General features: G+C 67.1%; 6 protein-coding genes. 2 read left to right on the top strand and 4 right to left on the bottom strand.

Going from position 1 to position 24,473, the window contains the following annotated elements; all coding sequences use genetic code 11:
• Positions 1-211: 211 nt before the first annotated feature.
• The 4 genes from V1227_RS08525 to V1227_RS08510 all read right to left on the bottom strand — a co-directional run bounded on the left by V1227_RS08525 (position 212) and on the right by V1227_RS08510 (position 6,237).
• Positions 212-2,476, bottom strand: coding sequence for an excinuclease ABC subunit UvrA (locus tag V1227_RS08525; protein ID WP_329791969.1), 2,265 nt, complete (start codon positions 2,474-2,476; stop codon positions 212-214).
• Between the two features lie 94 nt (positions 2,477-2,570).
• Positions 2,571-4,892 carry a pyridoxal-phosphate dependent enzyme gene (locus tag V1227_RS08520; RefSeq protein ID WP_329791968.1) on the bottom strand — a complete coding sequence of 774 codons (2,322 nt, stop codon included), beginning with the start codon at positions 4,890-4,892 and terminating at the stop codon, positions 2,571-2,573.
• A gap of 4 nt (positions 4,893-4,896) precedes the next feature.
• Entirely contained in the window at positions 4,897-5,718 is an 822-nt protein-coding gene (locus V1227_RS08515) for a GHMP family kinase ATP-binding protein (protein WP_329791967.1), read from the bottom strand.
• A 72-nt stretch (positions 5,719-5,790) separates the two neighbouring features.
• A complete protein-coding gene (locus V1227_RS08510) occupies positions 5,791-6,237 on the bottom strand; it encodes a hypothetical protein (protein ID WP_329791966.1) in 447 nt (148 codons plus the stop codon).
• Between the two features lie 447 nt (positions 6,238-6,684).
• Here V1227_RS08510 and V1227_RS08505 point away from each other — a divergent pair, with 447 nt between their 5' ends.
• Together V1227_RS08505 and V1227_RS08500 are read left to right on the top strand one after the other, a co-directional pair.
• Positions 6,685-16,338 (top strand): non-ribosomal peptide synthetase, encoded by a 9,654-nt coding sequence (locus V1227_RS08505; RefSeq protein ID WP_329791965.1) that lies wholly within the window; start codon positions 6,685-6,687, stop codon positions 16,336-16,338.
• Between the two features lie 8 nt (positions 16,339-16,346).
• Complete coding sequence (locus V1227_RS08500) at positions 16,347-24,464, top strand: non-ribosomal peptide synthetase (protein WP_329791964.1); 8,118 nt, start codon at positions 16,347-16,349, stop codon at positions 24,462-24,464.
• The last annotated feature ends 9 nt before the right edge of the window (positions 24,465-24,473 follow it).

The following is a 24,473-nucleotide window of genomic DNA, read 5'->3' as shown; positions in this document are numbered from 1 at the left end:
GTTGTGACTCGATTGTCGAGCTTATTGCAAGTGTTTGGCACCTCCGTTCGGGGGAAATCTTGACCTCTGTGCCGGGCCATTCGGTGACTGGTTGAAAATGTGGTCGAGTCGTCATCGCTGCGGCTTTTGACCGATTTGACGGTGTAGCAATCCGGCTGATGTTCGTCGTTGTTGAACATTGAACGGAACGCTCGGTCGAGATGCTGCGAGATCAGTCGACCAAAGCTCGCCGCAAGTGCACGCCGGTGTGCGAGTGTTCGACATCAACCAGCTCGGCAGGGGTTCCCTCGAACAGCAGCTCACCTCCAGCGCTGCCTCCTTCCGGGCCGAGATCGATCACCCAATCCGCGTGAGCGATCACCTCCAGGTTGTGTTCGATGACGATCACGGTCCCGCCGCGCTCATCCACCAACCGGTCCAGCACTTCCAACAGCAGGGATACATCGGCCATGTGCAGTCCGGTGGTGGGCTCGTCCAACACGTAGACCAAACCATCCCGGTGCAGGTGGGAAGCCAGCTTGATCCGCTGACATTCACCGCCGGACAGACTCGACAGGGGTTGCCCAAGCCGCAGGTAGTCGAGGCCCACGTCCACAACGGCGCGTAGAATGGTGGTGATCTGTCGGTTGTCGGCGAAGAACTGCTGCGCCTCACCGGCGGTCATCTCGAGCACGTCGCTGATTGACTTGTCGGCCAAGCGGTAGGACAAGACCTCGTCAGTGAAGCGGCGACCGTGACAGGTCTCGCACACCGAGGCGGTGCCCTCCAGGAACGCCAGTTCGCTGTAGACCACGCCCAGTCCTTCGCAGGTGTGGCACGCCCCTGAGGAATTGGCGCTGAACAAGGCGGGACTGACGTTGTTGGCCTTGGCGAACAGCTTGCGGATAGGCTCCATGGCCTTGGTGTAGGTGGCCGTGGTGGAACGGCGGTTGCCGTGCGGCGCACTCTGGTCGACGACGATCGCCTCGGGGTGCTGCGTGCAGAAGACCCCGTGGATCAAGGAGGACTTGCCCGATCCGGCCACGCCGGTCACCGCAGTGACAACACCGGTGGGGATTCGCGTGCTGACGTTGCGCAGGTTGTGCAGGTTCGCGTTGGTGACCGGTAGGTGTCCGGTGGGTTCGCGCAACTGTTGCTTCAGCGCGGGACGAGTGCTCATGTGCCTGCCGGTCGGTGTGTCCGCCTTGATCAGATCCTCGATCGATCCGGTGAACACGACGTTGCCGCCGGCGCTTCCCGCGCCGGGACCGATGTCGATCACGTAGTCGGCGACCGCGATGACGTCGCGGTCGTGCTCCACCACCAATACTGTGTTCCCGTTGTCGCGCAGGGACTTCAGCAGGGCGGTCAGGCGAGCCACGTCACGGGCGTGCAGTCCGATACTCGGCTCGTCGAACACGTAGAGCATGTCGGTCAGCGTGCTGGCGAGCTGCCTCACGATTTTGATCCGTTGTGACTCACCGCCGGACAGCGTGGCGGTCGCCCGGTCCAGGCTCAGGTAGCCGAGGCCGATGTCAACCATGTGCCGTACGCGGGTGGACAGCGCCTCCAGCACCGGCGTGGCATGAGGGAGGTCGAACTCCGCGAGTACGCGGATGAGCTCTGTGGCCTCCATTGAAGACAGTTCCGCGATGCTCCGTCCGCAAACGCGCACTTCCAGGGCGGGACGGGAAAGGCGGGATCCGCCGCAGTCCGGGCACACCACCGAGGTGGTGAACTCTCGCACCATCCGCTGTGTGCGTTCGGCGATCTCCTCGCTGTCCTTGCGGACATAGAGTCGGCGGAACTTCGCCACCGCACCCTCGTAAGCGGTATTCATCTGCTTGCCGTGCGCCTCCACCTTCACCGTGCCTTCGGTGGAGAACAACAACTTCTCACGTTCAGCGTCGGTGTAGGCCGAGATCGGCTTGTCCGGGTCGAACAATCCGCTGCCGCCGTAGGTCTGCCAGTAGGGCGTGCCGACCTTGAACGGAGGTGCCAGCAGCGCTCCTTCGTTGAGGGAACGCTCGGGGGCGAGGAAAGCGTTTATGTCGACGTCCGTGACCGAGCCCAGACCTTCGCAACGCGGGCACATTCCCGCCGGCATGTTGAAGGAGAACGCGTCCGACGAGCCGATGTGCGGTTCACCTGCGCGTGAGAACAGGACACGCATCAATGGCGCGATGTCGGTGATCGTGCCGACGGTCGAGCGGGATCCGCCCCCGAGCCTGCGCTGATCGACCACGACCACCGCAGCCAGGTGCTCGATCATGTCCACGTCGGGATGACCGTGGCGGGGCAAGAACCCGCGGACGAACGCGGGCAGAGTCTCGTAGAACTGGCGCTGCGCCTCAGCCGCGATGGTGTCGAACACCAGTGACGACTTGCCCGACCCCGACACTCCCGTGACCACTGTGAGTTCATGCTTCGGTATCGACACGTCGACGTTGTTGAGGTTGTGCTCCCGCGCCCCCAGCACGCGGATCTGGTCCCTCACGTGCGCGAATCCTTCCTTGTATGGCAATGCGTTGAATTGCGGCTCGGCCGACCGGCAGTTGAACGTTAGCGGTCGAACGATCTCACACCCAACGTTAGCGGTCCGTTGCAGCGGGTGCATGCTCTGCTGCCGTGCCGACGAGGTCGCCGGCGACGGGTTCGTCGAGCACGGAGACCGTCAACCTGCTCATTGCCTCATCCAACGCCTTCGTGAGGCGTGGCAAGTCAGGGGTGCAGCCGATGATGTGCCCCAATCGTGTGTAGGCGTCGGTGGTGGCCTTGATCGGGTCGCCCGGCCGCACGTTCACCGCGATCTGGTCGATCCCGTCAACCTGCCCGGCTTCCCGCACGCCGCGCACGTCAGCGACTACGCCGTCCCGCTCGCACAGCAGGAACTGGATGCCTGCTGTCCGGTCTTGGTGTTCCGCCAGTTCCAGCGGCAGACCCGCCGCGAGTCTCACCTGCTGCTCCAGCAGGTCGACACCGCAGGCCAGTCGCACGAGTTCGGGAATCATGCCTCCGGCCAGGCGTGGGTTGACCTCGATGATCGCGGGGCCGTTCGTGGTCAGCTTCAGTTCCGTGTGGGTGGCTCCCGACACCATGCCGGCTGCCTGCACAGCCAGGGTCGCCACCTCGATCAGCTGCTCGAACGCCTCGTCGTCGACGGGCGCGGGGAAGACGTGCCGGTGCTCGACGAACCGAGGCCCAGGGGTCACGGTCTTCGCCGTGACACCGGCCCAATGCCGCCCTTGGCCGGTGAACAACTCGACGCTGAACTCGGGGCCGTCCAGGTATTCCTCGATCAGCGCCATGCGTTCGGTGGGCAGGCCCCTGGCGTTGTGCCGGACCGCCAGCACGCGCCGCGCGTGTTCGTCAGCCTCCTCGATCGTGCGGCACAGCACGACATCGGTCGAACCGGACTCATCGGCTGGCTTGACCACACACGGTAGCCCCACAGAGGACACCGCGGTGGGGATCTCCTCGGGATCCGCGACCACCGCGAACTTCGGCTGTGGCACGCCGACCTCGGCCAGCCGCGCGCGCAGCAGGGCCTTGTTCCGGCACACGCGGACCGCGTCGGCAGAATTGCCCGGCAGGCCCAGCCATGTCGCGATCTCGGCGGCGAACGGGGTGTAGAAGTCACTAGTCGTGGTGACACCCGCGATCGCTTCACGGCGGAACCGCTGCTGGATTGCGGCACGCAGTGCGACCAGATCGTTGGTATCACATACCAGGGTTTCCGCTCCGGTGTCAGCCAGGCCCCGGTATCGCTGCGGCTGAGAGGTCAACAGCACAGGACGCAGCCGCAGACCGCGTGCGATGTGCAGCGCCGCCATCCCGGTGCCGGTCGTGTTGGACTCGACGAACAGCATGTGCAGCTGATCGTGCTGGATAGTGCCCGCGTCGGCACGCGACCATGAGTGCGCGGTGCTCCCGTACTCGATCACCTCGGCGGTCGGTGCCAGCGGCAATCGGTTCAGGTCGTGCTCGGCCCAGTGCTCGTCGTTGAAGACGGTGCCGTAGTAGCGGTCGCCCCGGTCCGGAAAGATGCCGACGACGCGGTGTCCTGGTTCGGCGCGTGCTGCCACGTCCTTGAGCACGCGGTACACCGAGCCCGCGGTGTTACCGCCGAAGATCTGCTGCTCTGCGGCGAGTTCCCGCGCTGCGGCGAACGCCTCGTGATCGTTGAGCCAGTGCACCTCGTCGATCTGGCGGCGGTCGAGGTTATGCGGCAGCAGGCTGTTGCCCAGACCGCTCTGGAGGCGCTGAGGGCGGTCTGGCTGGTCGAACAGCGCGCTGCCGACGCAGTCGATGCCCACGACGCGGAGCTTGGGCACGGAGCGGCGCAGGGCACGAGATGTACCGGTCAGCGAACCGCCGCTGCCCACAGTGCCCACGAGTACGTCGATCTGACCCAGGTCGGCGAAGATCTCGTCGGCCATCTCGGCGTAGCTGCCAGGGTTGTCGGGGTTGCTGTATTGCCGCGGGCAGAAAGCGTCGGGCATTTGGGCGAGCAAATCCTCCATGACCGCAATGCGCGCGGACTGCCACCCGCCTCGGGCGCCCATGGCCTGCACAATGTGCACCTGGCATCCCATGGCCCGCAGCTTGGCCAGGGTGATCGGGTCGATGCGCGGGTCGGTGACGATGTGAACGGCATGACCCAGAGATCTGCCGACCAGCGCCACGCCCAGCGCCATCGTTCCCGACGAGCTCTCCACGATCGGCGCGCCGGGAGCCAGCGCTCCCACGCGCCGGGCTTCCAGAATGACCTTCTTGGCGACGCGGTCCTTCATGCCGAACAGATTTTGCATTTCGAGTTTGGCGTAGACCTCGACGCCGAATGCGGCGGTGTCCACTTCCAACCGCACGAGTGGCGTGTGGCCGATCGCGTCGCGGACGTTGTCGAACAGCACGCTGTCAGACCTCCAGTCGATCGCCGGACAGGGACCGGTGCTCGACGATGTGGCCGTCGAGAGCAGCGCACCGGGAGCGGATGTGTTCCGCTTTGGCGTACAGATCCGGATCTTCCTCCCGCAGCAGAACCCCCAGCACGGTGCCGCTGTGCGCCAGCACGAGACCGAGCCCGTCGACCTCCGAGCACGCCCGGTGCAGCTCTCCGAAACCGCGGCGCGGCCGAAGTTTCAGGTTCATCTCCGCACTGCGGGTCGCCACCCTGCCGACTGCGGCCACATCGCTCTCGGCCACCGCGCGGCTGATCTCGTCCAGCAGACGGGCGTACTCCAGCTTGTCCGCGTGTGTGAACGGCTTCGGCACCCGGTTGTGCCGGATGGTGTCCACCTGGCCGCCCTCGTCGTGACCGATGATCGCCAATGGGGGAAGCGTGCCGAGCACTTCGCGCACGCGGACTTCGCGGTGGTAGAAGGCGACGATGCCCTCATACATCACACCGTCCGAGGGCTCGATGCGCCGCAGTAACGCCTCCAGGGTGGACTCGTCGAAGCGGATGCCGAACGCGGCGGCGACAGCCCTCGCGGTGGCCACCAAGTCTGCCGACGAGCTGGCCATGCCTTTGCCCTCGGGCAGCTCGCTGACCAGGTGCAGCTCTCCGCCTCCGCGCTGGCCGAGCACTTCCAGCGCCGCGGCGGCAACGCGTTGCGCCTTGAGTTTGGAAGGCGGGTGCACCCGGACGTCGCAGCGATCGGGCGCGTGCCGGAACGTGGCGTATGTCCACGCGTCAGCGGGGAAGGTCACCAGGAAGTCGCGCCCGTCCGGCAGCATGCCCTGCAGCAGTTCGCCGAACGTGCCGAACGAACGTCCGGTGCCGATCTTCGGTTCCGTCGTCATGGACGCCTACCGGGCGCCTGCGGTCGCCGGTGCCTGGACACCGGTCGAGTGAACGGAGCGGTCGTACCATTTGGCACGCAGTCGCTCACACTCGCCGGATTGGCCGGCCGGCACCATGCGGACCGCATCCGGGTTCGCCGGTCCGGCCGACACCAACCTGCTCGACGTGGTGCGGATATCGAAAGCGGCGGTCAGCGCCCGCTGCGGCTCCCGCAGTTCGTGGCCGTGCGCACGGGGGACCTCGTGCAGCAGCGACTCGTTCACATCGTCGACGGAGTCCAGTGCGCCCACGATGGAGCGTTCCTGATCAGCGCTGATCAGGCCTAGCCTCGCGTGCTCGGCGGCAAGGACTTTCTCGATAGCGACGTAGTGCGGTAGCAGGTGTCGGCTCTCGTGCTGAAACTGCGGGTCGAGTACTTCAATCCGCAGCAAGGCGCTCGGATCGCGTGACACGCGTCCGCTCAGCGCCGGTGGCCCGGACTCCCTCGCGACGACCAAAGTCGGTCCCTTTCTCCGCGGAAATGGTCTGACAATGCCCGGGCAGCAACGCGTCGATTGGTGGTTGTTCGGAAGGTAATAGGTGCTCCGCCGCGCGTGCGCCTGGGAGAAAGACCCGAGAAAGGTCGGTTGCCACTGAGCTGCCTCGGTTGGTGGAGTGGGATGCGTTGTCCTGCCGACGGGACACAGGAGGATATCTAGCTGCATCTTTGCGGCCGACTGCTGCCGATGGGTGAGGGTTGCCCGGGTGGTGGCGCACTGGCGGGTTCCATTCGCGTGAGTCGTCGCGAGGATATATTGGAAATTCTTGACAGTCGCGGTCTTCTGTTCGAACCTGCCGCTGTTCGGATGTCGTTGATCAGCATTTAATTCGTCGTCCCAGACCCATGAGGAGATGTTGGGATGCGTTCTTCGGGTATTTCGTCCGCCCAGGAGGGCCTGTGGGTCGCCCAGCAGCTGGTGCCCGACATGCCCAACAACGTGGCCGCCGTGTGGCGCATCGACGGCGAACTGGACGCGGCGTTGCTCAGCAGGGCCCTGCGCGACCTGCTCGCCGAGGCGGACACCGTGAGGGTGAGCATCTCCGAGGGAACGCAGGGACTGCGGCAGCAGGTGTCCGACCTCGGCGACTGGGAGCCCGTGTACCTGGACTGCACCCACCAGCCCGAACCAGAGGAATCGGCTCGCGCGCTCATGGCGAGACTGGTGGCCGAGCCATTCGACCTGTCAGACGGCCCCTTGCTGCGGGCAGCTGTGATCGCGCTGGCGCCCGATGAGCACCTGCTGGCGGTCGTCGCCCACCAGATCGTCACCGACGCATACGGAATGTTCGGTCTGATCCCGCAGCGGCTGGCACAGCTCTACACGGCGGCGCGGCACGGCGAGCACGCCCCCGCATGGTCGTACGCCTCACCCGAACAGCTGTCCGAACAGGACTTCCGCTACCGCTCGTCCGACCGCTTCAAGCGGGACGTCGAGTTCTGGCAGGGATATCTCGCGGAAGCCCCCGACGCGGCACGGCTGCCCGGCAACCCCGACGCGGACGCGCAGGCCGGTCACCTCGGCCTCGCCCGGCACCTCGATGTGCACACGAACATCATCGAGGTGACCGGAGAGGAGGCAGGCAAGTGGGCGAAGGCGGCGGCGGATGCCGGCTTGGCGCTGCCCGATCTGCTCGGTGTGGCGAGTGCCGTGTTCATCGGCAGACTGAGCGACACCGCCGAACCGCTCTTCTCGTTGACGGTCAAGGCCCGCACCGGCGCCACCAAGACCACCCCCGGCCTGCTGTTCAACGTGTTGCCGATCCGGCTCCGGATTCCCGCCGACGCGAACTTCGTCGAGGTCGCCGAAGTGCTGGGAAAGGAAAAGCGGGCCGTGTTCCGGCACGCCACCCTGCAGGTCGCCGACATCCGCAGAGCCACCGGGCTTGCCGGCAGCAGCGGATCGCTGCGCAGCCCATTCGGCACGATCGTCAACGTCATGCCGTTCGTCGCGGACCTCGACCTTGACGGCGCGCGGGCCGCGCTGGTCGACGGGTCGTTCGGCGCGGTTGACGAGCCGCTGCTGTCGCTCTATTACGACGGCGACACCGATGGCAGCGCAGGCGTACGCCTGCGGGTCGACGCCCCAGCCGCCCGCTACTCGCAGGCGGACGTGGTCCGCATCGGCGAATGGCTCCTGTCGTTCATCCGCCAGGCCGTCGCGGCGCCACACACCCCGGTGCACGAGGCAGACGTACCCGACCCGGCCGAGCTGAGCCGCCTGGCGGAAACTGAACGCAAGGAGCTTCCGAAGCAAGGTGAGTCGACCAAACAGCTCATCGCCTACGTCGTTCCCGCCACCGCGGGAGGCATCGGTGGAAGCCACGGCGATGACGCGGGCGACGTGGACTTCCGGGCGGGGCTGGACGTGGGAGAGCTGCGCACCTACCTCGCCGAGAACCTGCCCAAGTACATGGTCCCCGTGTCCATCGTGGTGATGGACGAGTTCCCCCTCACGCCCAACGGCAAGGTCGACCGCACCAAGCTGCCGGCCCCCGAGGTCGCCACCGGCGCCTACCTCGCACCGCGCACCACGGTGGAAGAAGAGCTGGCTACGTTGTTCGGCGAGGTGCTCGGCCGGAACCAGGCAGGCGTCGAGGACGACTTCTTCGGCTCCGGCGGCGACAGCATCCGTTCGATCCAGCTCGCCGCGCGCGCCAAGGCCCGGGGATTCGATCTCACCCCTCGCGACATCTTCGAACACCGCACGGTGGCCGAGCTGGCCGCCGTGCTCGCCTCTCGCGGTAGCACCGCAGCCAAGGCCGCCCTGCCAGAACTGCCCGGTGGTGGTGTCGGATCGATGCCGCTTCTGCCGATCGCCGACATGATGCGACACCTGCCCGGCTTCGACAGCTTCTCCCAGTGGATGGTGCTCGACCTGCCACCTGCCATCGACCGGCGCGGCCTGTCGGAGACGGTACAGGCCGTGACCGATCACCACGACCTGCTCCGCGCCCGACTCGTCCCAGACGGGGCAGGGGCGTTGGAGGTGTCCCCACCCGGCAGCGTCGACGTGGACGCTCTCATCACCAGGGTGGAAGGCGACTGGGAGCACATAGGGTGGGCCGAGCACAGCGCAGAACCCGTGCGGCGGGCGCTGGCCGCTCTAAAGCCCGAGGCGGGCAGGATGTTCCGCCTCGTCTGGTTCGATCGCGGTACCGAGCGGCCCGGCAGGCTCGCCGTGATCGTTCACCACCTGGTGATGGACGCCGTTTCCTGGCGAATCCTCCTGCCCGACCTGGCTGCGGCCTGGCAGCAGGTCCGCGACGGACGACCAGTGGCGCTGCCCGCGACCACAACCTCCGCCCGCCGGTGGGCGCACGCGCTCGCCGAGGTGGCGCAGTCGCCGGAGCGGACTGCCGAACTGTCGCTGTGGCAGTCCATCCTGGACGGTACCGACCCGCTGCTCGGGTCCCGTCCACTGGACCCCGCGGTGGACACAATGTCCACGGTCGACTCGGTGCGGGTCGGGCTGAGCGCCGAGGTGACCGCCGCACTGCTGAACCGGTTGCCGGTGGTGTTCCGCTGCGGCGTCGACGACGTGCTGTTGACCGGCCTGGCATTGGCGATGGCCAGATGGCGGCGAGCCCGCGGCCTCGATCACAGCCGCACCCTGGTGCGGTTGGAAGGGCACGGCAGGCAGGACGAGCTCGTGCCTGGCGCGGATCTGTCCCGCACACTGGGCTGGTTCACCACTGTGTACCCAGTGAGCCTGGACGTTGCCGGTGTCGACCTCGCCGAGGCGTGTACGGGCGGTCGTGCCGCCGTCAGCGCCCTCAAAGCCGTCAAGGAACAGCTACGTGCCTTGCCGGACAGGGGGATCGGCTTCGGGCTGCTCCGGCACTGCAACCCCGGCACCGCACCCGTCCTGGCTCACCACGAGTTCGGCCAAATCGAGTTCAACTACCTCGGCCGCTTTTCCGGCGACGACATGCCCGACGATCTGCGCGGCCTCGGCTGGACGCGTGCCGCGGAGACCTCCGAACTGGTGGCCGGCACGGATCCCACAATGCCGGTCACCGCCGCCCTCGAGATCGGTGCACTCGTCGCGGATACCCCGGACGGACCGCAGCTGTCGGCCGCCTTCCAGTTCCCGACCGGCGTGCTGTCCGCAGCCGAGGTCACCGAGCTGGCCCAGCTGTGGCGGGAGGCCCTCACGGGTCTCACCGATTGCGCCGACCTGGTGGTGGGCCGCGGCCTGACTCCCTCGGACCTTACGCTGGTACCGGTCGGGCAGCGGGAGATCGACCGATGGGAACGCCAATGGCCCGGTCTGACCGACGTCTGGCCTCTCACTCCTCTCCAGGCCGGTCTGCTCTTCCACACCATGCTCACCGGTGACGCCTTCGACGCCTATCAGATGCAGCTCGTTCTGCACATCAACGGCGAGGTGCAGCCACAGCGGATGCGCCGCGCCGGGCAGGCACTGCTCGATCGCCACCCAAGCCTGCGCACCGCCTACACGACCGACGACGCCGGTGGTTGGGTACAGCTCGTGCTCGAGGGCCTCCGGCTGCCCTGGCACGAAGCCGATCTGCGCGAGTTCTCCGAGACCGATGCCCTCCGCGCCTTCGACGAGATCTGCACTCGTGATCAACAGGAGCACTTCGCCGCCGACGAACCGCCACTGGTCCGCATGATCCTGGTTCGGATGCCGGGCGGCCGAGCCGAGCTCGTCTTCACTGCGCACCACGTGCTCTTCGACGGCTGGTCGCTGCCGCAGCTGATCCAAGACCTGCTGTTGTTGTACGCCGCGGATGGCCACTTGACCGAATTGCCTCCTGCGCCGCGCTACCAGGACTTCCTCGTCTGGCTGGCAGACCAAGACCACGCCGCTGGTGTGTCCGCTTGGACGGCCGAACTCGACGGTGTCACAGGTCCCACCGCGCTGTGGCCCGCCATTACCGGCGCCAGTCCCGCCGCGGAAGCCACGTCGAGCGGAACAGGACACGTCGATGTCGACCTCGACACTGAAACCTCCCGCGCTCTCAGCAAACGCGCGTCCGAGCTGGGCGTCACGCTCAACACCTTGATCCAGGGTGCGTGGGGCGTGCTGCTGTGCGAGCTCACCGGGCTGCAGGACGTCCTGTTCGGCGCCACCGTCTCCGGCAGGCCCGCTGCCTTGCCCAATGTGGCGGCCACGGTCGGCCTCTTCATCAACACCTTGCCGGTGCGCGTGCGCAGGCACCCCGGCGACACCCTCGCCGACGTCCTCACAGACCTGCAACGCCGGCAGGCCGCCCTGCTCGACTACCACCACGTCGGTCTGAGCGACATCCAGCGCGCGATGGGCGTGGACGTCCTGTTCGACACCTTGGTGGTATTCGAGTCATTTCCGGTGGACCGAGTGGGGCTGCAGGACGCCAACACAGCCGCCGGCATCACAGTCACCGGCGTGCGCCCATCCGCGGGTACGCACTACCCGTTGACCCTGCTCGCCGTGGCCGATCCGTACGTCCGGCTCTCCGTCCAGCACCAGCGCCATCTTCTCGACCGCGACATCGTGGTCGCTCTGGCCGACCGCCTCGGCCGGATCCTGCGCACTCTGGCCCGCGATCCCGGCACGCGGAGCGACACCATCGACCTGCTCGGCGCAGATGAACGGCAGCGTCTGCTCGTGGCGTTCAACGACACCGCGACCGCGCTGCCCGACTGCACCGTGCCGGACCTGTTCGAGCTGCAAGCGGCCCGCTGCGCCGAACAACTCGCGGTGGACTGCGGCGGCGGTGATCAGCTCACATACCGGGAGCTCAACACCAGGGCCAACCAGATCGCGCACGCCCTCATCGAACGCGGCGCCGGCCCGGAGTCCGTGGTTGCGGTGGCCCTGCCGCGTCGGTCGGAATTGCTCGTCGCGCTGATGGGTGTACTCAAAGCGGGCGCTGCCTACCTGCCCGTGGTGCCCGAACACATCAACGCGCGCACTGCCACCGCCCTTGATCAGGCACGCGCTCTGCTTGTGCTCACCGACACCGACACAAGCGCGACCCTGGCGCACTTGACTCAGCCCCTGATGCTGGTGGAGGACGTCCCGTCCGGCGCACCCGCTGCCAACCCGACCAACGCAGACCGGGTGCGGCCGCTGCACCAGCGGAACCTGGCCTATGTGCTGACGACCTCCGGCACCACGGGCGCGCCCAAGACGGTGGCCAACAGCCACAGGAACCTCGTCAACGCGCTCACCGCGATGCCGGACTGGACAGGTGCCCGGCCCGGCTCACGACTGCTCGCGGGCACGGCCATCGGCTTCGACATCTCGGTATTCGAGATCTTCTTCCCCCTGTGCACGGGCGGCACCCTGGAACTCGTGGCGGACATGCTCGCGTTGGGCGACCGCGAGGCGTGGCACGGAGGTGTCATCAGCACAGTGCCCTCCGCCTTCGCCGAACTGGTGGACCGCGCGAGCGGGCGCGTGCAGGCCGACACCGTCGTTTTCGGTGGCGAGGCGCTCTCGCCATCCGTGATCGAGCGGACGCGCGCCGCGATCCCCGGCGCGCGGATCGTCAACACCTACGGCCCCAGCGAGACCTTCTACACCACCGCGTTCGTGCTCGACTCCGCCGATCCCGTCCCGAACACGGGCAGCGCTCCGCTCGGCAGGCCACTGCCCAACGTTCGGATCCACGTCCTCGGCCCCGCGCTGCGGCCGGTGCCTCCGGGGGTCGTGGGTGAGGTGTACGTCTCCGGTGAGGCCGTGGGGCGCGGTTACCACAACATGCCGGGCTTGACCGCCGGTCGTTTCGTGCCGTGCCCGTTCGGTCCGGCTGGTGAACGCATGTATCGCACGGGTGACCTGGCCAGATGGTCTCCGGAAGGTCATCTGGTGTTCGCGGGCCGCTCCGATCACCAGGTCAAGGTGCGGGGCTTCCGCATCGAGCTGGGCGACGTGGAGGCGGCCGTGGCCGCGGCGCCAGGTGTGGGGCAGACCGTGGTGGTCGCCAAGGAAGGACCGGACGGCACTCTTCGCCTGATCGCCTATGTCACGCCGTCAGCCGAGTCGGTTGATCGTGAGGCGGTGCGGTTGTTCGTGGCGGGGCGGTTGCCGGAGTACATGGTGCCGTCGGTGTTGGTGGTGTTGGAGTCGTTGCCGTTGACGCCGAACGGGAAGGTTGATCGGCGGGGGTTGCCGGAGCCGGAGCTGGGTGGGGGTGCGGTGTTCCGTGCTCCGCGCAATGCGCGTGAGGAGGTGTTGGCGGGGCTGTTCGCCGAGGTGCTGGGTGTTGCCGCGGTGGGTGTGGATGACGACTTCTTCGCCTTGGGCGGTCATTCGCTGCTCGCCACGCGGCTGGTGAGCCGCGTCAGGGCGGTTACCGGTGCCGAGCTCCCCATCCGCGCGGTGTTCGACGACCCCACCATCGCACGACTGGCCGCCCGCCTCGTTCCTGCCGACCGTGAACGCCCAGTGCTGGCTGCCCGGCCGCGCACGGCACCACCGCCGCTCTCCTTCGCTCAGCGCAGGTTGTGGTTCATCCACCGGTTCGAGGGTCCTTCGGCGACCTACAACCTGCCGCTGGTGCTGCGGTTGACCGGCCGGTTGGATGTCGCGGCCCTGGCACAGGCGGTGCGCGATGTGGTGGAGCGCCACGAAAGCCTGCGCACTCTATTCCCGGAGGATCAGGGCGGCACTGCGGTGCAGCGGATCCTCCCACCATCCGAAGCGGACTGCTCGGTACCGGTGGACGATGTCACTCCGGACGCGTTGGCCAGTGCGGTGACGGCAGCGGCCGCATACCGGTTCGACCTCGCCGCCGAGTTGCCGGTCAGGGCCCGGCTACTGCGATGCGGCGTGGAGGAGCACGTGCTGGTCCTCGTGGTGCACCACATCGCCGCAGACGGCGAGTCCATGCGTCCGCTGCTCGGTGACCTCTCGCAGGCCTATCGCGCCCGGCTCGGAGGGAGCTCTCCGGCTTGGCGGGAACTGCCGGTGCAGTACGCGGACTACACGTTGTGGCAACGGGATCTCCTTGGTGACGAGAAGGTCCAGGACAGTCTGATCGCGAAGCAGTCGAACTATTGGCGCCAGGAGCTGGCCGATGTCCCGCAGCCACTGGTACTGCCTGTGGACCGGCCTCGTCCTCCGGTGGCCTCGCACGCGGGTGACCTGGTCGAGTTCACAATCGACGCCGGACTGCGCGATGCCGTGGAACGGCTGGCTCGAGCGTGCGGAGCCACCGCGGCGATGGTGCTTCAAGCGGCGCTCGCGGTCGTGCTGCACAAACTCGGGGCGGGGCGGGACATCACCATGGGCTCGCCGATCGCCGGCCGCACCGATGACGCCCTCACCGACCTGGTCGGCTCCTTCGTCAACACCTGGGTCCTGCGGGTGGATCTGTCGGGTGACCCGTCATTCACAGAGGTCGTCGATCGGGTGCGTGGCAAGGCTTTGGCGGCGTACGACAACCAGGACGTGCCGTTCGAGCGGTTGGTGGAGCTGTTGAACCCGGAGCGGTCGACGGCGTATCACCCGCTGTTCCAGGTGATGTTCGCCTGGCTCAACAATCCCTGGCCCGAGCTGGAACTACCTGGTGTCCGCGCCACCGTGGAACCTGTCGCCACCGGTGCCGCGAAGTTCGATCTGTTCGTCAACCTGGCACCGGCTGCGGACGGCGGCATTCACGCCACGGTGGAGTACGCCACAGATCTGTTCGACCGCGCCACGGTCCGCGAGTTCGGCAGCCGGTTCGTCCGTGCCCTGCACGTGCTCACCACCGCACCGGACGCTCCGGTTGCGAGCGCGGACCTGCTCAGCCAAGACGAACGGCATCAGCTGCGCATCGTCAACGACACGGCGGCCGCATTGCCCGACGAGTCGGTGGTTGGGATGTTCGAGCGGCAGGCTGCGAGGGCGTCGGATGCTGTGGCTGTGGAGTTCGGCGATGTCTCGGTGTCGTTCGGTGAGTTGAACTCCCGCGCGAATCGGGTGGCGTGGTGGCTGGTGGAGCGTGGTGTGTTGCCGGGGGATCGGGTGGCGGTGGTGTTGCCGCGGTCGGTCGATCTGGTGGTGGTGTTGTTGGCGGTGATGAAGGCCGGCGGTGCCTACGTTCCGGTCGATTCCGACTTTCCGGCGTCTCGGGTGCAGTTGGTCATCAGCGACGCGGACGCCGCCGTGACGGTCCGAGAAGAGGACCTGTCCCGGGATTTCGCCGGGTACTCGGAGGAGAATCTGCCGGGGCCGGCGTTGGCCGATGCTGCCTATGTGATCTACACGTCGGGTTCGACCGGCAGGCCGAAGGGCGTGGTCGTCGAGCACGCGGCGTTGACGAATTTCCTGCTGGCGATGCGGGATCGTTTCCCGTTGACGGCTCAGGACCGGTTGCTGGCGGTGACAACCGTCGCGTTCGACATCGCGGCGCTGGAGTTGTATCTGCCGTTGATCACCGGAGCGCGTGTGGTGCTCGCCGATCGCAACACGGTGTTGCACCCCGAAGCGCTGCTCGATCTGGTCGAGCGCAGTGGCGCCACGATCATGCAGGCGACGCCGTCGTTGTGGCAGGTACTCATCACCACCGGTACCGAACGTCTGAGTACCGTACGAGTACTCGTTGGCGGCGAGGCGCTGCCAATGTCGCTGGCGTGTGCTCTGCACGAGCAGTCCGACGAGGTGACGAACCTGTACGGGCCGACCGAGACCACGATCTGGTCGACCGCCGCGGTGATGAACGGCGATAACGTCCACATCGGACGACCGATCGCCAACACCGGAGTGCACGTCCTGGACGAACGTCTGCGTCCGGTGCCGCCCGGCGTGCTCGGCGAGCTCTACATCTCCGGCACCGGCCTCGCCCGCGGTTACCACGAAAAGCCGGGCTTGACCGCGAATCGTTTCGTCGCGTGTCCGTTCGGCTCAACTGGTGATCGTATGTACCGCACCGGTGACCTCGTGCGCTGGAGCCGCGACGGGAACCTCGAGTACGCCGGCCGGGTCGACACCCAGGTCAAGATCCGCGGACACCGCATCGAGCTGGGCGAGATCGAGCACGCACTCACCATGCACGACGAGGTCGATCAAGCTGTGGTGGTCGCCAAGGAAGGACCGGACGGCACTCTTCGCCTGATCGCCTATGTCACGCCGTCAGCCGAGTCGGTTGATCGTGAGGCGGTGCGGTTGTTCGTGGCGGGGCGGTTGCCGGAGTACATGGTGCCGTCGGTGTTGGTGGTGTTGGAGTCGTTGCCGTTGACGCCGAACGGGAAGGTTGATCGGCGGGGGTTGCCGGAGCCGGAGCTGGGTGGGGGTGCGGTGTTCCGTGCTCCGCGCAATGCGCGTGAGGAGGTGTTGGCGGGGCTGTTCGCCGAGGTGCTGGGTGTTGCCGCGGTGGGTGTGGATGACGACTTCTTCGCCTTGGGCGGTCATTCGCTGCTCGCCACGCGGCTGGTGAGCCGGATCCGAGCCGTTACCGGCGCCGAACTCCCGCTCCGTGTGCTGTTCGAATCTCCGTCGGTGGCTGCGCTGTCCGGCCGGTGGGATGAGCTGTCCACGTCGGTCCGCAGGCCCCTGCGCAGGATGATCGAGAGGTAGCGCGAGAAATGATCCCCTTGTCCTTCGCTCAGCGCAGGTTGTGGTTCATCCACCGGTTCGAGGGTCCTTCGGCGACCTACAACCTGCCGCTGGTGCTGCGGTTGACCGGCCGGTTGGATGTCGCGGCCCTGGCACAGGCGGTGCGCGATGTGGTGGAGCGCCACGAAAGCCTGCGCACTCTGTTCCCAGAAGACTCTGAGGGTGTGCCGTTCCAGCAGGTCGTCCCTGTTGCCGAGGTGGACCTTCCGGTCTTGGCCGAATCCGTGGACGCCGTCTCGGCGAACGCCGCTGTCACGGAGGCGTTGACGCGTCCATTCGACCTCGGCACCGAGATTCCGATTCGAGCGCAGCTTCTTCAGCTGTCTGCTGAGGAACACCTGCTCGTGCTGGTGGTGCACCACATCGCAGGTGATGGCGGTTCCCTGGCACCGATCGTCCGTGACCTCTCCGCGGCGTACACCGCGCGGTTGGCGGGTGTGGTTCCCGGTTGGGATCCGTTACCGGTGCAGTACGCGGACTACACGTTGTGGCAGCGGGAGTTGCTCGGTGACGAGAACGATCCGGAAAGCCTGATCTCGAAGCAGTCGGAGTACTGGCGCCAGGAACTCGCCGATGTCCCGCAGCCGTTGCGGCTGCCCACCGACCGGCCCCGTCCTGCGGTTGCCAGTTACCGAGGTGATGTCGTCGAGTTCACCATCGACGCCGAGCTCCACGACGCCGTGGAGCAGTTGTCCCGCCGATGCGGGGCGACAGTGTCGATGGTGCTGCAGGCGGCCCTGGCGGTGCTGTTCCATCGGCTCGGCGCAGGGGACGACATCACGCTCGGCTCTCCGGTTGCCGGCCGCACCGATGACGCCCTCGACAATCTGGTGGGCTTCTTCGTCAACACCCTCGTCCTACGGGTCGATCTGTCAGGCAGGCCGTCGTTTCTTGATGTCGTGGACCGGGTGCGTGGTAAGGCTTTGGCGGCGTACGACAACCAGGACGTGCCGTTCGAGCGGTTGGTGGAGCTGCTGAACCCGGAGCGGTCGACGGCGTATCACCCGCTGTTCCAGGTGATGTTCGCCTGGCAGAGCAACGCCTGGCCGGACTTCGAGCTGCCCGGCCTGCACGTCACCGTCGAGCCGGACTGGACAGGAACCGCGAAATTTGACCTCTTCTTCAATCTGAGCCCCAACCAGGACGGCGGCGTCGACGGCGGCGTCGAGTTCGCCACCGACCTGTTCGACAGGCCCACCGCGGCCAAGCTCGTCACCCGGTTCCTCGACATCGTCCGCCAACTCGTCGATCGGCCCGAGCACGCGGTCCGCGACGTGGGCGTGCTCGACGCCGAGGAACTGCGACTGCTGCAGACTTGGAGCTGGACCGGCGGCGAGGTTCCGGGACAGACCGTCGTGGAATTGTTCGAGCGGCAGGCTGCGAGGGCGTCGGATGCTGTGGCTGTGGAGTTCGGCGATGTCTCGGTGTCGTTCGGTGAGTTGAACTCCCGCGCGAATCGGGTGGCGTGGTGGCTGGTGGAGCGTGGTGTGTTGCCGGGGGATCGGGTGGCGGTGGTGTTGCCGCGGTCGGTCGATCTGGTGGTGGTGTTGTTGGCGGTGATGAAGGCCGGCGGTGCCTACGTTCCGGTCGATTCCGACTTTCCGGCGTCTCGGGTGCAGTTGGTCATCAGCGACGCGGACGCCGCCGTGACGGTCCGAGAAGAGGACCTGTCCCGGGATTTCGCCGGGTACTCGGAGGAGAATCTGCCGGGGCCGGCGTTGGCCGATGCTGCCTATGTGATCTACACGTCGGGTTCGACCGGCAGGCCGAAGGGCGTGGTCGTCGAGCACGCGGCGTTGACGAATTTCCTGCTGGCGATGCGGGATCGTTTCCCGTTGACGGCTCAGGACCGGTTGCTGGCGGTGACAACCGTCGCGTTCGACATCGCGGCGCTGGAGTTGTATCTGCCGTTGATCACCGGAGCGCGTGTGGTGCTCGCCGATCGCAACACGGTGTTGCACCCCGAAGCGCTGCTCGATCTGGTCGAGCGCAGTGGCGCCACGATCATGCAGGCGACGCCGTCGTTGTGGCAGGTACTCATCACCACCGGTACCGAAGAGCTGACCGGTTTGCAGGTCTTGGTAGGGGGTGAGGCGCTTGCTGTGCCGCTTTCGGTCGCCCTGCAGGAACACGCGGCTGAGGTGACGAACCTGTACGGGCCGACCGAGACCACGATCTGGTCGACCGCCGCGGTGATGAACGGCGAGAACGTCCACATCGGACGACCGATCGCCAACACCGGAGTGCACGTCCTGGACGAGCATCTCCGGCCGGTGCCACCCGGCGTGCTCGGCGAGCTTTACATCTCCGGCACCGGTCTGGCTCGTGGTTACCACAGCCAGCCCGCGTTGACGGCCAGCCGATTCGTGGCCTGTCCGTTCGGTTCCGCCGGCCGCCGCATGTACCGCACCGGCGACCTCGTGCGCTGGAACCGCGACGGGAACCTCGAGTACGCCGGCCGGGTCGACACCCAGGTCAAGATCCGCGGACACCGCATCGAGCTGGGCGAGATCGAGCACGCACTCACCATGCACGACCATATCGACCAAGCCGTCGTCGTGGTCAGAGAGGCACAGTCAGGCGACCAGCAACTCGTCGCCTACGTCGTGCCCGACGTCACCGCGGCGGACGACCCGGACGACGTCAACGACCAGGTGCTGGAGTGGCGGGACGTCTACGACCAGGCTTACGAACACTCCGCCGACCCGGCATGGGGCGAGGACTTCGGCATCTGGAATTCCACCTACACCGGCGAACCGATCCCGCTGGCGCACATGAGGGCCTGGCGCGACGCCGCAGTGGACACGGTGCTGCGCGGCCGTCCGCAGCGGGTGCTGGAAGTCGGTGTGGGCACCGGCCTGCTCATGGCCGCGATCTTGCCGGAGGTGGACGAGTTCTGGGGCACCGATCTGTCGTCCTCGGTCGTGGAACGACTGCGCAGCCAGGTCGCCGCCACCGGGTTCGCCGACCGCGCGCATCTGCTCGTGCAGGCGGCCGACGACGTCACCAGCCTGCCCCGGAACCATTTCGACGTCGTCGTGTTGAACTCAGTGGTGCAGTACTTCCCGAACGCCGACTACCTCGACAGGGCCCTGACCGCGCTATGGGACCTTCTGCGTCCCGGTGGTCGTCTCGTCGTCGGTGACGTGCGCCGCGCCGGGACGCTGCCACTGCTCCAGGCAGCGGTCCAGCGGACCAGGCGGCCTGACGCAAGCGGGCAGGCGTTGCGCGTCGCGGTCGAGCAGGCCCTGCTGCTGGAGAAGGAACTCGTCATCGAACCGGAGTGGTTCCTCCAGTGGATCGCGGGCCGGGAAGCCGGCGCCGACATCCGCCTCAAGCCGGGCACGTACCACAACGAACTCACCCGGCACCGCTACGAGGTGGTGCTGCACAAGGCACCTGCTGAAGTGGTGTCACTGGCGGATCTTCCTTCGGTGCGGTGGCAGGACATCGGCGCTCTGGATGCGCTCGCGGCACGGCTCGACGAGAACACCCGGTTGCGCCTGGTCGACGTGCCGAACGCGCGCTTGACCGGAGAGATGACGACAGCCGCCGAGGTAATGGCACCGGTGGTCGACGGTGTCGACGAGCTCGACCCCGGCGTGCTGATCGAGTGGGCGGGGCAGCGAGGTCTGATCGCACTGCCCACCTGGTCAGCACGACATCCCGCACACTTTGACGTAGTCCTGTTGCCGATGACGCCGGAAGCGGTGGTCGACCTCTACCTGCCCAGCGCCGATCGCAAGCAGCTGACCAACGACCCGACCGCAGCCCGGCGCGTGACGCGGCTGGTGGCCGGACTGAGCACGTACCTGCGCGCGAGGCTGCCCGAGTACATGGTGCCCGCCACCATCGTCGCCATCGGGGGCGTGCCCCTGACGCCCAACGGCAAGGTGGATCGCCGTGCCCTGCCGAGTCCCAACTTCACCACAGGCCCGCACCGCACCCCGCGCAACCCGCAAGAAGAGGTGCTGGCCGGACTGTTCGCCGAGGTGCTGGGCAGGGACCGGGTTGGCATCGACGACGACTTCTTCGCCATCGGCGGCCACTCCCTGCTCGCCACCAGGCTCGTCAGCCGCATCAGGGCGGTGTTCGGGACCCAGGTGGCGATCCGCGAGGTGTTCGACCACCCGACCGTCGTCGCGCTGGTTCCCCGGCTGGGCACCGGATCCACGAGCCGTCCGTCCTTGGTCGCCGCGCACAGGGGCGACCATGTTCCGCTGTCGTTCGCCCAGCGGCGTTTGTGGTTCCTGCACCAGTTCGAGGGCCCCGCCTCGACCTACCACCTGCCCGCGGTGCTGCGGTTGACCGGCCGATTGGACGTCGGGGCGCTGGCCGATGCGGTGCGGGACGTGGTGGAGCGCCACGAGAGCCTGCGCACGGTCATCGTTGCCGAGGGCGGCGACGCCGTACAGTCCGTGCTGCCCACAGCCGATATCGCGCCTGAGATCGTGCTCGCCGAAGTGGCGCCGGAGGCCGTGTCCGACAGCGTGGCGGACGTGGTAGCCGAGGGCTTCGACCTCGCTGCGGAAAGCCCGCTGCGAGTGCACTTGCTGCGGCTGGGTGCAGAGGAACACCTGCTCGTGCTGGTGATGCACCACATCGCCGCCGACGGTGCCTCCGCTCTTCCTCTGATTCGTGACCTCTCCGCCGCGTACACCGCGCGGTTGGCGGGTGTGGTTCCCGGTTGGGATCCGTTGCCGGTGCAGTACGCGGACTACACGTTGTGGCAGCGGGAGTTGCTCGGTGACGAGAACGATCCGGAAAGCATGATTTCGAAGCAGTCGGAGTACTGGCGCCAGGAACTCGCCGATCTGCCACAACCGCTGCGGCTTCCGCTGGACCGGTCGCGCCCGCCGGTCGCCGGCTACGGCGGTGATGTCGTGCACTTCGCGATCGAGCCCGAACTGGCGGCCGGACTCGAGGAGCTGGCACGCCGGCTGGGTGCGACCACTCCGATGGTTCTCCAGGCGGCGCTGGCCGTCTTGCTGCACAGGACAGGAGCCGGTGACGACGTGACGATCGGGTCGCCGATCGCAGGTCGGCCGGACGAAAACCTGCAGGAACTCGTGGGCTTCTTTGTCAACACGTGGGTACTGCGGGTGGACCTGTCGGGCAGGCCGTCGTTCCTCGATGTCGTGGACCGGGTGCGTGGTAAGGCTTTGGCGGCGTACGACAACCAGGACGTGCCGTTCGAGCGGTTGGTGGAGCTGCTGAACCCGGAGCGGTCGACGGCGTATCACCCGCTGTTCCAGGTGATGTTCGCCTGGCAGAGCAACGCCTGGCCGGACTTCGAGCTGCCCGGCCTGCACGTCACCGTCGAGCCGGACACCACCACGACGGCGAAGTTCGACCTGCTGTTCAACCTCACCCCGCGGACGGACGGTGCGATCGACGGCGCGGTCGAGTTCGCCACCGAGGTGTTCGACCGCCGCACGGTCGAACGGCTCGTCGGAAGGTTCGTGCGGATCGTCGGGCGGCTTGTCACCGAGCCTGCCGCACCCATCGGTGCCGGAGATCTGCTGGACGAGGCGGAGCGCGAGCAGCTGGAGTTGATCAATCAGACCGCGGCGCCGCTGCCCGAGCTCACCGTGCCCGACCTGTTCGAGCACCAAGTCCGAGATACTCCCGAGGCACCGGCGGTCCACTGCGGCGACGTCCAGCTCACCTACCGCGAGTTGGACCGGTCAGCGGCTCGGATCGCACGGGCGTTGCTGCGGCTCGGAGCAGGAGCGGACTCGGTCGTCGCAGTGGCGCTGCCGCGGTCAGAGCAGTTGATTGCGGCCCTGCTCGGCGTCCTCAAGGCGGGAGCCGCCTACCTGCCATTGGATCCGAACTACCCTGCGGCTCGCCTGTCTGCAGTGATCACCAATGCCGAACCTGCGCTGATCGTCACCGATGAAGCGACAGCGGCGGCTCTGCCACGGGTCGGCGAGGCACAACTCGTGCTGCTGGACGAACTAGGCGACGACGACACCGATGACACCGCCCCGGCCGACCTCGCCGCCGTGCGCCGAACCCGGCCGGACAACCTGGCCTACGTGCTCGGCACGTCCGGCACGACCGGCATGCCGAAGTGCATCGCATTGACGCACGCGAACGTGGTGAACGGCCTGCTGGCCATGCCGGACTGGACCGGTGTCCCTGCAGGCGGCCGCACGCTGGCCGGCACCTCGATCAGCTTCGACATCTCCGTGTTCGAGGTGTTCTTCACCATCTGCTCAGGAGGATGTCTGGAGCTGGTGCGCGACGTGCTGGTGCTCAGCGAACGGGAGAGCTGGACCGGCGACCTGGTCAGCACCGTCCCGTCGGTGTTCGCCGAACTCGCGGACCAGATCGAGGGCAAGGTACAGGCAGGAACCGTGGTTTTCGGCGGTGAGGAGCTGTCCACCCGGCTGGTCGAGCGCATCCGTCAGGTGGTGCCAGGAGCCAGGGTCGTCAACTCCTACGGACCCGGTGAGACCTTCTACACCACGGTGCACGTCCTTCCTCCTGACGCACAGCTGCCGGAGAGCGGCCCCGTTCCCGTCGGCCGGCCGCTGCCCAACGTGCGCGTCTACGTGCTGGGACCGGACCTTCAGCCGGTGCCGCCGGGGGTCATCGGCGAAATCTACGTCTCGGGTGCTGGCGTGGGCCGCGGCTACCATCTCAGGCCAGGCCTGACCGCTCAGCGGTTCCTGCCTGACCCGTTCCGCGCGTCCGGCGAGCGCATGTACCGCAGCGGCGACCTCGCCAGGTGGACCTACGACGGACGCCTGGAGTTCGCCGGCCGGGCGGATCACCAGGTGAAGATACGCGGCTTCCGCATCGAAGCGGGCGAGGTGGAAGCCGTGCTGCTCGACCACCCCGGTGTCGGTCAAGCCGTCGTGGTCGCGCGCAGGGACAGGACGGGAGACCAGCGCCTGGCGGCGTACGTGGTGCCGGCCCAGCTGGGTTCCACCGGTCTCGAGGTCGGTGGGTTGAGGGCGTTTGTGGCGGAGCGCCTGCCGGAGTTCATGGTGCCCTCGGCGTTCGTCGTCCTCGACCGGTTGCCGCTGACACCCAACGGCAAGCTGGACCGGGCGGCCCTGCCGGAGCCTGAATTCATCGGCGGTGCCTACCGCGCGCCGCGCATCGCCCAGGAGGAAATGCTGTGCTCGCTCTATGCGGAGGTGCTCGGTGTCGACAAGGTCGGCATCGACGACAACTTCTTCGCATTGGGTGGCCACTCCCTGCGCGTCATCCGTCTCATCTGGCGGATCAAGGAGGAGATGGGCGTCGAGGTCCCGCTGCGGCGAATCTTCCAGGCTCCCACAGTCGCCGAACTCGCCGTGCACTTGACGCCCGACGTCACCGACTCCGGATTCTCGGACCCCTACGCGGTCGTCCTGCCGATCAGGACCGAGGGCGACAGGGAACCGTTGTGGTGGATGCACCCCGGTGGTGGCTTGTGCTGGCCGTATATGGGGTTCGCCCCGTACCTGCCGGCGGACCGGCCGATATACGGCATCCAGGCGCGGGGGTACGACCGCACGACGACGCAGCCGCAGTCGATCGAGGAGATGGCCGACGACTACATCGGCCAGATGTTGACCGTCCAGCCGGAGGGACCGTTCCATCTGCTGGGCTGGTCGATCGGCGGACCGATCGCACACGCCGTCGCCTCGCGGTTGCAGCAACTGGGCCACGAGGTGCGGTTGCTCGCGTTGCTGGACTCGGTGCCCAGCAGCAAGTTCGCTAAATACGATCCTCCGAAGGAGGAGGAAGTTCGCGACCTGCTGGGCGCCTACATGGGGCGCCTCGCAGGGATGTCGGAGTACCCGGTACTCGTGCAGACGGCCACCTCGATTCTCATTCACCACACCGTGATGATGCAGCGCTTCGTGCAACCGGTGTTCACCGGCGACGTGCTGTTCTTCAACGCGTTGCTCGACCCCGCCGACCGCCGCGAGCGCGTGCTGGAAGAGGAGTTCGCCGACCTGTGGCGGTCTCACGTGACCGGCCGGATCACCAGGCACGACATCCGTTGTGCCCACCAGGAGATGTACTGGCCGCAGTACGCGGCCGAGATCGCCAAGATCATCGCCAAGGAACTCGAAGAACGCTGAGAGGAGTTG

It is taken from the genome of Lentzea sp. DG1S-22 (assembly GCF_036321065.1).
Classification (GTDB): Bacteria; Actinomycetota; Actinomycetes; order Mycobacteriales; family Pseudonocardiaceae; genus Lentzea; species Lentzea jiangxiensis.
Note: the sequence above shows the minus strand (reverse complement) of the source record. Positions and strands in the feature narration are given on the sequence as shown.

Excerpts from the sequence above, each read along its gene's own strand:
- V1227_RS08515 (WP_329791967.1), bottom strand. The coding sequence starts at position 5,718 with ATGCTGCCGGACGGGCGCGACTTCCTGGTGACCTTCCCCGCTGACGCG.
- V1227_RS08500 (WP_329791964.1), top strand. The coding sequence starts at position 16,347 with ATGATCCCCTTGTCCTTCGCTCAGCGCAGGTTGTGGTTCATCCACCGG.
- V1227_RS08505 (WP_329791965.1), top strand. The coding sequence starts at position 6,685 with ATGCGTTCTTCGGGTATTTCGTCCGCCCAGGAGGGCCTGTGGGTCGCC.